This window comes from Inquilinus sp. OTU3971 (genome assembly GCF_038440215.1).
Genome location: NZ_JASATH010000001.1, coordinates 145046 through 154908 on the forward strand (window position 1 = coordinate 145046; position 9863 = coordinate 154908).

General features: G+C 64.9%; 10 protein-coding genes. 7 read left to right on the plus strand and 3 right to left on the minus strand.

Annotated elements, in window-relative coordinates; translation table 11 throughout:
* Nucleotides 1-262 precede the first annotated feature (262 nt).
* Nucleotides 263-1084, plus strand: a complete 822-nt coding sequence (locus tag AAHM41_RS00510) for a B3/B4 domain-containing protein (RefSeq protein ID WP_342234528.1) — start codon at nt 263-265, stop codon at nt 1082-1084.
* A gap of 552 nt (nt 1085-1636) precedes the next feature.
* Here the strand turns inward: AAHM41_RS00510 and AAHM41_RS00515 are convergent.
* Nucleotides 1637-2605: a GlxA family transcriptional regulator gene (locus AAHM41_RS00515; RefSeq protein ID WP_342234529.1), complete on the minus strand. Its 969-nt coding sequence runs from the start codon at nt 2603-2605 to the stop codon at nt 1637-1639.
* Between the two features lie 306 nt (nt 2606-2911).
* Between AAHM41_RS00515 and AAHM41_RS00520 the strand changes: the two genes are divergently transcribed.
* The gene (locus tag AAHM41_RS00520) at nt 2912-3892 is read left to right on the plus strand and encodes a quinone oxidoreductase family protein (RefSeq protein ID WP_342234530.1); all 981 of its coding nucleotides are present in this window, start codon (nt 2912-2914) and stop codon (nt 3890-3892) included.
* Nucleotides 3893-3935: 43 nt separating this feature from the next.
* A complete protein-coding gene (locus AAHM41_RS00525) occupies nt 3936-4301 on the plus strand; it encodes a nuclear transport factor 2 family protein (RefSeq protein WP_342234531.1) in 366 nt (121 codons plus the stop codon).
* A gap of 190 nt (nt 4302-4491) precedes the next feature.
* Here the strand turns inward: AAHM41_RS00525 and AAHM41_RS00530 are convergent, their stop codons facing one another.
* Complete coding sequence (locus AAHM41_RS00530; RefSeq protein WP_342234532.1) at nt 4492-5205, minus strand: SDR family oxidoreductase; 714 nt, start codon at nt 5203-5205, stop codon at nt 4492-4494.
* Nucleotides 5206-5312: 107 nt separating this feature from the next.
* Here AAHM41_RS00530 and AAHM41_RS00535 point away from each other — a divergent pair, with 107 nt between their 5' ends.
* The 3 genes from AAHM41_RS00535 (at nt 5313) to AAHM41_RS00545 (ending at nt 7945) form a co-directional block, all read left to right on the plus strand.
* Entirely contained in the window at nt 5313-6218 is a 906-nt protein-coding gene (locus AAHM41_RS00535) for a LysR family transcriptional regulator (RefSeq protein WP_342234533.1), read from the plus strand.
* Nucleotides 6219-6396: 178 nt separating this feature from the next.
* Entirely contained in the window at nt 6397-6888 is a 492-nt protein-coding gene (locus tag AAHM41_RS00540) for a hypothetical protein (RefSeq protein WP_342234534.1), read from the plus strand.
* Between the two features lie 529 nt (nt 6889-7417).
* On the plus strand, nt 7418-7945 hold the full coding sequence (locus AAHM41_RS00545; RefSeq protein ID WP_342234535.1) for a carboxymuconolactone decarboxylase family protein: 528 nt from the start codon (nt 7418-7420) through the stop codon (nt 7943-7945).
* Between the two features lie 685 nt (nt 7946-8630).
* Here the strand turns inward: AAHM41_RS00545 and AAHM41_RS00550 are convergent.
* The gene (locus AAHM41_RS00550; RefSeq protein WP_342234536.1) at nt 8631-9308 is read right to left on the minus strand and encodes a LysR family transcriptional regulator; all 678 of its coding nucleotides are present in this window, start codon (nt 9306-9308) and stop codon (nt 8631-8633) included.
* Nucleotides 9309-9446: 138 nt separating this feature from the next.
* Here AAHM41_RS00550 and AAHM41_RS00555 point away from each other — a divergent pair.
* On the plus strand, nt 9447-9863 hold a 417-nt coding region (locus AAHM41_RS00555; protein WP_446719422.1), incomplete at its 3' end, for a hypothetical protein.

The window sequence follows — 9863 nt, forward strand, 5'->3', positions numbered from 1 at the left end:
GCGGCCTTGGCTGCGAGATTGGGAGCGCAACTCCGGCGCCGCGATTCGAGACCGCTCGGATCAATCATGCGCTGGACGCACTGGTCCGAGGCGCCGCCCACGGTGGGCGCCAGGCGCACCGCCGTCCGACGTGCGCACCCGGCCGCGGGCTCGTCGAACAGCCCCGGAACGCGCCGATGGACGCCAGGTGCCGTGAAACGGTGTGGCCCGATCGGGTCGGGCGACAGGCGCGTGCGGGCGCCGGGAGCCGCGGCCATCGAACATGTCGGGCAGCCTTCCGCTTGCCGGCTGGACAATCCAGGTTCGCTCGCTCGGGCCGGTTTCCTTTGCGCAGGTCGGACCGCCGTACGACCGGACCTTGACCAATCGAACCGCCATCAAGAGGCCATCCATGCTCTTCCGTCATTCGCCGGATATCTGGCGGGATTTTCCGGAGCTCGCGGCCGCCGTGGTCTTCGTCACCGGCATCACCGAATGCGCTTCTGTCGATACGTCGTTGTCCCGGCTCTACGGGATCGCCGCAAGCCGACTCAACGGCGGTTCCGAAAGCGAGCTGCCGGAGATTCAGGCCTGGAGGAGAGCCTTCTCGAGGATGGGGTTGAAGCCGACGCAGTATCGCTCGGCTTCCGAAGCTCTCCTTCGGCGCTTCCGCCAGGATGGCGCGCTGCCCCGGATCCATCCGCTGGTCGATCTCTGCAATGCGCTCTCGCTCGCATTCGCGATTCCGGTTGCCGTGTTCGACGTCTCGAAGGTCGCGGACCATCTCGAAGTCCGCCGGGCGGTCGGAGATGAGACTTATCTGACCTTCTCCGGCGCCGTGGAGGCGCCGGAGAAGGGCGAAGTCGTCTTCGCCGACGGCGCTGGCCGCTGTCATGCCCGGCGATGGACCAACCGCCAGAGCGGTCATTCGGCCGTCGGGCCCGAAAGCCGCGATGTGCTGATCGTCGCCGAGGCGATGCATGACAAGGCCCAAGACGATGTCGGGACGCTCGTGGCGGCCACCTCCGAGGAAATACGAGACATCTGGCGATGCGAGCCGAGGGCTGCGGTGCTGAGCGCCTCGTCGCCGCAGTTTCGGTTCTGAGGCACGACCGGTCCGGCATCTACCCGGTGACGAGTCGGAGCTCGGTGACCGCGAGCCGTCTGACAACCGACACAGAGAACTGACCTCCCCTGGCGACGATGAGAACTGCCCCTGTCGTCAGAACGATGCCCGACCTGCCCCGAAGCCCCGGGAGCAGGTCGGGCGGTGGTCTTCCCCTGCGGCCCATCGAGACTGCCGGTCTTGAGCAGGCCGGACCGCCGCTTCTCGCGCAGGCGGTAGCTGTCGTCACGGATAGTGACGACGTGGCTGCGGTGGAACGACGATGAGCCGCATCCCGCCCGGACCAGGCGACCGGGGATCGGCGGTTCCGGGAGGTCGGCCAGGAGCGCTTCGCCAATTTCGGCCTCGAGGTTCCGTATGGGCGATGCGGCACCAGCTCTTTCCCGGCGAGGGAACGGGTATGCTCCAACACGGCATGCGCCTCGGGGGGGCGGCTCAGGAAATCCCCGAAGGCCGTCAGTGCCGGCTGGTCGCCACAGGAATCGCCTGTATGCCATCCGAATGCCCGCAGGCCGTTGCGGAATACCGCGCCTACTGGCACTGACGGCGGTACTCGCCCGGTGGGAGACCCATGGTCCTGGAGAAGAGCCGGCTGAACGACGCCACGTCCTGGTACCCGACGCGATAGCAGATCTCCGAGACCGTCAGCTTGGTGCCTTCCAGCAGGCCCTTCGCGGCCGCCATCCGCTGATCCTGGATCCACTGCCCGGGTGTCGTCTGCAACTCCTCGGCAAACCGGCGGGCGAGTGTTCTGGGCGACAATCTGAGATGCTCGGCGAGGAAGGCCAGGTTCAGGGTCTGGAGATGCTCTCGGGACAAGGCTGCGATCCCTGCTCTGAACGGATCCGGGGTCGGTACGATGTCGTCGAGTGGAAACTCGTATGGGGTCTGGAGGCGACGGGATGGCGGCAGGACGAGGAGCTTGCGTACGATACGCTCCTCCCTTTCGAACCCCAGGTCGGTGATGAGGGCCCGGGCGAGCTCGAGACCGGAAAAGCCTCCCCCGCAGGTATAAATTCTCCCGTGCCGGATGAGCAGGCGGGAGGGGTCCCATTTGACGCGGGGAAATCGCTTCAGCGCATCCGCTTTCAGCCACCATGAGATCGTGGCGCGCTTGCGGTCGATCACGCCGCTGCTGGCCAGGAAATAACTCGCCCCGCAATGGGCAGCGATGATCGCATCGCGCTGCCGCGCCATGGCAATCAGCGGTGCTGCATGCGGAGTCTCGGCCTCCAGGGACCGGAGCAGGTCGGGAATTTTCAGTCCCGGCATGGCGAGGAGGATGAGTGCATCCATGGGCCGTGAGGGCTGAGGCTTCGCCTCAAAGCGGACGCCCAGGCTGGTGGCGGCCCTTGCGTGGCGTGAGACGAACTCCAGGGACAAGGTCTCCGATTGGCGGATGGTGTTCACGAGATCGAACATCTCGGCGATGGTGGCGGCGACGGCCGAATAGAAGGTCGACGGCAGCCAGATCACGACATGAATGGGCCGAGAGGCCATGCCATTCTCCTCTTGGCATCGAAGACGCACAAGGTCTGTATGGCAATCTTAGCATAACAATTGTCTAGATAGCCAATTTCTATCCGGCCCCGGACGGATACGATGCCGACCGTCGTCCATCGCCGAGAGAGAGTTCGAGGCTGAAGTCCCTCTCGGGGCACAGCGGTTCCGGTCGACGTTCCGAGGCTGTCCGACAGCAAGGCGCCGGGCTTCGATCAAGTCCTGCCGGGCCAGGTGTCCGGCAGGAGAGACGATCTGTGCCGACGACACTCATCTTGCCCCCACTACGCTATTCGGGAGATGGCTGTGAAAGCGCTTGTCTTCGACAGGATTGGTTCGCCGCTCGATGTCCTTTATCTCACCGATCTCCCGATGCCGCAGCCAAAGGACGGCGAGGCTCTCGTCAGAATGGTCGCGGCACCGATCAGTCCCGGAGACTTCCTGTTCGTCGAGAACCTCTATCCGGAGCCCAAGAAACCTCAGTTCCCGCAGCAGATTGGCGGAAATCACGGCATGGGTGTGGTCGAGGCGGTCGGTCGGAATGTGACTGTGGCTGTCGGCACTCCGGTGGCCTTCAGCTACTACAACAGCTGGGCCGAATACGCCGCGGTTCCGGCAGAATGGCTGATGCCGCTGCCCCGCGATTTCCCGGTCGAGAAGGGGAGCCAGTTCTTCAATCTCATTACGGCCTGGGATCTGCTCGAGGCCGCGCGGCCGCAGCCCGGGTCCTGGCTCGCGCTGACCGCCGGATATTCGACGGTGTCGATCATGACGCAGCAGTTCGCCAAGCAACGGGACGTGCATGTCCTGTCGGTCGCGCGCCGGGCGCGAAAGGATCTGGATCTGCGGACCATGGGAGCAGCGGCGGTGATCGATCTTTCCGCGGCCTCCGAGAGTATCGGTGAGCAGGTCATGGCGATCACGGGCGGCAACGGCATCGGCGCCCTCATCGACAGCGTCGGTGGGCCCGTGACGGGCGAACTGATCCGAAGCATGGGCTTCGGCGGGCACGTCGTGATCAACGGCGGCATGAGCCCTGACCGCTTCGAGCTGCACAATTTCGACGTGCTGCTCAAGGGGCTCGAGATCCGGGCCCACGTCTACCGCTATTTCTTCGACCCGCCCAAGGCCTCGGACGCCTACGTCCTTCGCGAAATCGCCGGCATCGCCGGCCGCCCGGAATTCAGCGTCCCCGTTGGCGGGATGCACTCGCTGGAGGAGTTCACGACCGCGATCGGCGAAAGCGTGCGCAATCCCGGCAAGGGAAAGCGCTTCTTCAGGATGTGACCCTTCCCGGGATCGACATCGACACCGAATCTGGAGAGACGGCATGAGGGAAGAATCGGACAAGCTGGTGCGGACCTATATCGACATGTGGAACGAGACCGACGAAAGACGCCGTCGCTCGATGATCGATGCGGTCTGTACCCCAGGCTGCGAGTTCGTCGACGCGCGAAGCGCGGTCGCGGGGCGCGATGCCATCGAAGCGCTGATTGGCGGTCTGCAGAGCGAGTTTCCCGGCTTCGTGTTTCGCCTGGCAGGCCGGGTCGACGGCCATCACGACGTGGTGCGCTTCAACTGGGCGTTTGGATTGGCGAACGCGGCGACCCCCGCGACCCAGGGACTTGACGTGGCCGTGGTCGAGAACGGACAACTGCGGACGATCTACAACTTCATCGATGGGGGGACGGGCTAGAACTGGACGGGCCATCGCTTGAAAGGCGTGGATGACCGTTGACGGCCTTTGGAGCGGCCGCCGCCTGACCGCGCTTCCCCCCGAAGGACTTCAGGTCTGCGCGCGGCAGGATACGGACATCGATCCGGCGCCGTAACTCGAGCCGGGGGCGGCGTTCCACACGGTCCGGCCTTTACCAGGGCCGGTGCGTTCAGCGGGCGCCCCCGTCGACGTCAAGCAGCGCGCCGGTGATGAAGCCGTTGCCGATCACCATGAGGATCGCCTCGGCGATGTCCTCCGGCCTGCCGGTTCGCCCGACGGGCAGGCGCTGGGCGACACTGCTGAACATCGCCTGTTTATGATCGGCCGGCATTCCGTCGTAGGCAGGCGTATCGACAAGTCCGGGCGAGATGACGTTCACACGGATCGGCGCCAGTTCCCGTGCCAGCGACTGGCCGAGTTGCGTGATCGCCCCGTTGACCGCAGCGAGAGCGGCGGTTGCCGGCATCGCGGTCCGTGACGCGGCGCCGCCGAGCATCGTGATCGATCCGTCGGGGCGCAGTATGCGCAGCGCTGCCTGTGCGCAGCGCCAGTAGCCGAAGAGCTTTCCTTGCATGGCGCGCTCGAGCCGCGCAACCGGAACATCCGCAAACGGGCCCCACGCTGCCTCGGTCGAAGCGGCCAAGACAAGGTGGTCGATCCGAGCCGCCTCCGTCATCAGCCGCTCGACTGAACCGTCGTCGGTGAAGTCGACCGTGACACCTCGCCCGGCTCGGGCGAGGGCCTGTTCAGCCTCGGCGACGCGGTCCGGGGTGCGTCCGGTGACGATTACCTCGGCGCCGCGTTGCGATGCAAGCACGGCCGTCGAGAGCCCGATTCCGCTGGTTCCGCCGACGATCAGGATCCGTTGCCTGTCGAGGGACATTGGGGATTCCTCCGCTGGTTGCGACGGCCTCGGAGTAACGCCATGCACTATCATTCGTGAAATTCATTGCTACAATACGAGCAATTGATAGCGTGGATGCCTAGTCCATGGACCTGCACCGTGTCGATCTGAATCTGCTGGTCTCGCTCGATGCTCTCTTGACAGAGCGCAATGTGACCCGAGCCGCCAGGCGCCTGGGCAAGAGCCAATCCGCGATGTCGACCCAACTGCGGCACCTGCGGCGGATATTCGGTGACCCTCTCCTCATCCCGCAGGCCAGGGGCGTCCTGCCCACCGATCGCGCCCTGGAACTGGCGGGGCCGCTGAAGCAGTTGCTCGCGGATCTCGAAGCGTTCATGGCAGAACGCGCCGGGTTCGACCCGGCGACGACCGCCATGACGCTTCGGGTCGCGGCCGCCGATGCGATCCAGGCCGTGCTCGGCGTCCCGCTGTTGCGCCGCCTGCGGCGGTCTGCCCCGGGTCTGCGCTTGGCGCTGAAGCGCGTCGCCGTCGACACGTTCGACCATGAGCTCGAGACTGGGCGTCTCGACCTGCTCTTCGTCACCCGTGCGGACCTGCTTCCACACTGGCGCGCCCGGCCGGTCTACCGGGAGCAGTTCGTGTGCGCGATGCGACAAGGCCACCCCGCCGCGAGCGGCCAGCTCGACCTCGCGGCCTTCTGCGAAGCCGAGCACGTCCTGGTGTCGACGTCCGGGGGCGGGTTCACCGGAGTGGTGGACGAGGCCCTCGCCGACCTCGGGCGCGTCCGGCGGGTCGCCGTCTCGGTCCACGACTTTCTGATCGTGCCGCGGATTCTGGCGGAGACCGATCTGATCGCGACGCTGCCGGCCCGGATCGGCCGAAGCTTCGCCGCTCACGGCCTTCTGATCCTCCAGCCGCCGCTCGCGCTCCCGGGATTTGATGTCCACATGGCCTGGCACGCCCGAACTCACAACGATCCGGCGCATCGCTGGTTCCGGGACCAAGCGCTGCAGGTCGCTCATCAGCTCTGAACAGGCGTGTCAGAGAATTCATCAATATCTGATTTCTACCGATTTCAGTCCCAATACCAAGATTCGATCACTATCGTTCCGCGTGGTGGCCGGGCGACCGGCATGTGCGACGGTTGGCGCCACTGACCTTCGTCGGGCCGGACCGTGGCTACTCGTGCGACAATGCAGGAGGGCAGTGATGGCAATCTCATCGATTCCACTCGACAGATTTGAGACCGCTCCCGATTCCGACGACAGCGCTGTGACGGCATTCGAGGCGGCCGTCAGCAGGGTCCAGATGGCGAGGGGGGAGCTCGAACAGCAGCGAGCGGCGTTTCGCACGAGCCCCCGTGATTCGGAGGATCGCGCCGATTTGCAGCGGGTCCGTGGCACTCTCAGCCAAGCCGAGCGCGATATGCGGACCGAGCTGGCCAACGTGCTTTCGGAAGGCGGGATGGTCGAGGCGAAGGAACTTGTTGCCAGCCATCCGGAAGCTGGGCTCACGGAGCCGGATATCTTCTTGAGCGCGTTTACCGTGGCGGAGGAGCAACATTTGGGGAGTACGAGGATGCAGCGGAAGCAGATGGAGAAGTTAGTAGATCCTCGTGAAAACGAGAAGTTAGTAGATCCTCGTGAAAACGAATGGGTTACCATAGACCCAAATCCAGTTGGGCGGACGGGCAGAAGATGATCACCTGCCGGGGCATCTGATAGGGGAAATGGTCACAGTAGCTTGCCGCGAGACGCACGAAAGTCCCCCGCTGCGCTTGCCGCGGTGGGGGAGATTTTTCGTCTCCTTCACATTGAGTCGCGCTCGGACAGGTTGGGTATGTCCGAGAGATCGGGCCGGGATTGGAGCAATGTGTATGGAAGGCGGTGCCGGATCGGAAATGAGGGCCTACGTCCGGAATGTCCCTTGACTTGAAGTGCTCCAACTTTTGCAGTCCTTGGTGCCGTGACGAGAGACAGGTGGACCTGAGGATCGGGGCGGCGAAGCGTTCGGGACTCTCCGCCCATACGATTCGCGACAATGAGCGGATTGGGCCGCTTCTCTATGCGGGCCGGGATCCATCGGGCCGACGCAGCCACGACGCCTCGATCCCCGCATGGATGGGGTCCCTGGAGTGCCTCAAGGCCGCCCGCATGCCGATCCAGGAGATGCTGGACTATGCGGCTGTGTGGGAGCAGGGCGTCGGCACGGAGGCGGCGCGCGACGTGCCTTGCTGGAACGGCACCGCGAGCGCGTCCGGGCGCGCATCGTCGAGCTGCAAGCTTGTCTTCTCGTCCTTGACGCCAAGATCGGCGGCTATGCCGACATGGAGAAGAGGATCAAGGGCTATGACGCGACCCGCCCCAAACGCTGGAGAATGCCGGCCGGAACGCGGCAGGCAGGCATAGACGGTGAAGCGGGTCACAATGTCGTGGCGGCACTCGCCGACATCGCCCCCGACTTCGCCACCTATCTCTTCGAGTTCCCGTTCGGCGACATCTACTCCCGGGCAGGCCTGGATTTGCGCTCGCGAGAGATTGCCACGATCGCGGCGCTCATCGCGATGGGCAATGCCGCCCCGCAACTGCGGGTGCATATCGAGGCGGGGCTGAATGTCGGCCTCTCGCGCGAGGAATTCATCGAGGTCATCATGCAGATGGCCGTCTCCGCTGGGTTTTCCGCTGCGCTCAACGGCCTGTTCGCGGTGAAGGAGGTCTTCGCGCAGCGTGCTTCGCCGACACGGGATGCTCCGGCATGAGTCCAGCTTGCGCCGAGCACCCCTCGGCCGGAATCCTGCCCGGCCGACCGTGTCGCCGACGTGGGCGAGGCCGACGCGCCGATGGGGCAAGCCGTGGAACGGTTTCGCGTCGCCGTGCGCACGGACTTCGATGCAGCAGGCGGCCTTGATGTCGGCGATGATGCGCCGGCCGGATCTCGCGCATCGCGCCTGATCAACGCCGCGGGACCTTCGCGGAGGGCCTGTCCGCCATCGGCCTTACGATCGTCTGCCCGAACGGCAGCCCGCCGTCGCCGACGCCATCGTCGAGGGAAACGAACGCCGTTGACGAGATCCACTGCGGCGAGGCGCGCTCGAATGGGCAGCGCCTCGATAGGCGCCGTCAGCGGTGGTGCGGGAGCGGTCGGTTGCCGTTCGGGTCAGCCGTTGCGGCTGAAGGTCCTGCAACCCCAGGGGCTGCCATTTCGGAGGACTCTGGAAGCGGCAGCGCCAGTGCTCGTCGAACGAGCGTTGCGCAGAAGTCGAGAGCCAAGTGTACGCGTCTCGGCCGGCCCGGGCCGCGGGGAGAGAGGAGGGAGACATCCGGAGCGGCGGTTTCGAGTTCAGGGAGCAACCGCACGAGGCGGCCGCTCGCAAGAAACGGTCTCGCCACGAAGCAGACCGACTGCGCGACGCCCAGGCCTGAGGCCGCCCATTCGAGGCGAGCCTACGCATCGTTGACGGCCGCGATTCCAGTATACGCCATCGTCGATTTTCTTTGGTCTATTTCGAACTCCCACTCGAGCGTCCGTTCGGCATTCGGGAGGAGGAAGTCGACCAGCCGGTGCTTTGGCAGGTCTTGGGACGCGTTCAGAGGCGGGGCGGTCCGAAGGTAGTCCGGAGCTGCGACGAGAACTCTGCGGGGAGCGCCGAGCCGGCGAAGCAAATGATCCTGGTCTTCGAGGCCGCCGATCCGGACTGCAAAGTCCACGCGCTCGCGGACGAAGTCCACTCGCGCATCGGACAGGATCAGCTCGAGCCGGATCCCGGGATGCAGTTGAGCGAACTCAATAAGGCCAGGCACCAGGATGCATCGGCCGATCGCAGCGTTGGAGCTGATGCGCACCGATCCGGCTTCGGCCTCTCCCGCGTGACCGAGGTCCAACTCGAGTTGCTCGATGCGTCTCAGCACGTCCAGGCAGGCATCGTAGTATCGTTGCCCGGCATCCGTCAGCCCGACGGCCCTTGTGGTTCGGTTCAACAATCGCGCCCCGTAGAGGCGCTCGAGCTTCGCGATCCGCTCGGTCGCCGCCGCTGCCGAAATTCCAACGCTCTGGGCGGCCCTGGCGAACCATCCGGTCTGCACGATCCGGGCGAAGAGTGTCATTGCGGCGATCTGATCCATGGTGTTCGGCTTTGCCGAAGAGAGAATTAAGATAATTCAGGATATCGAAATTAAGGGCGGCTTCATATGTTGCAGTCGTTCGCCTGAGCGAAGGCCGGCGATCGCCGCATCAAGCGCCTTGGGGAGGAGTATTCGACCATGGATAATATTGACACGGAGCGAGTCATATTCCGTGCCGGCAGCCGGAGGGCGATCGCTTGTGCATTCCTGGGCCTCCTGGCAGGAGTGAGCACGGTGGCGGCGCCGGCTTTTGCGCAATCGCCTCCAGCCCTTGCAGATGACTGGGCTCGGCGCTCGGCTCAGATTCACTGGCCCGCCGGCCACACGCCTGAGGACGCAGATCTGTTTGCGCACAACGAGCTCCATATCGGGACGTCGTGTTCGACCGTCTGGCGGCACATCGTCGAGGCGCCGAAGTGGCCGAACTGGTATCCCAACGCCCAGGAGGTCCGCATCCTCGGCAACCTAGGCGAGGCACTTCGAGGCGACAGCCAGTTCTCGTGGAAGACGTTCGGGCTCGATGTCGTCAGCCAAATCCACGAGTTCGCCCCTGAG

Excerpts from the sequence above, each read along its gene's own strand:
- AAHM41_RS00540 (WP_342234534.1), top strand. The coding sequence starts at position 6,397 with ATGGCAATCTCATCGATTCCACTCGACAGATTTGAGACCGCTCCCGAT.
- AAHM41_RS00525 (WP_342234531.1), top strand. The coding sequence starts at position 3,936 with ATGAGGGAAGAATCGGACAAGCTGGTGCGGACCTATATCGACATGTGG.
- AAHM41_RS00535 (WP_342234533.1), top strand. The coding sequence starts at position 5,313 with ATGGACCTGCACCGTGTCGATCTGAATCTGCTGGTCTCGCTCGATGCT.
- AAHM41_RS00515 (WP_342234529.1), bottom strand. The coding sequence starts at position 2,605 with ATGGCCTCTCGGCCCATTCATGTCGTGATCTGGCTGCCGTCGACCTTC.
- AAHM41_RS00550 (WP_342234536.1), bottom strand. The coding sequence starts at position 9,308 with ATGGATCAGATCGCCGCAATGACACTCTTCGCCCGGATCGTGCAGACC.
- AAHM41_RS00510 (WP_342234528.1), top strand. The coding sequence starts at position 263 with ATGTCGGGCAGCCTTCCGCTTGCCGGCTGGACAATCCAGGTTCGCTCG.
- AAHM41_RS00530 (WP_342234532.1), bottom strand. The coding sequence starts at position 5,205 with ATGTCCCTCGACAGGCAACGGATCCTGATCGTCGGCGGAACCAGCGGA.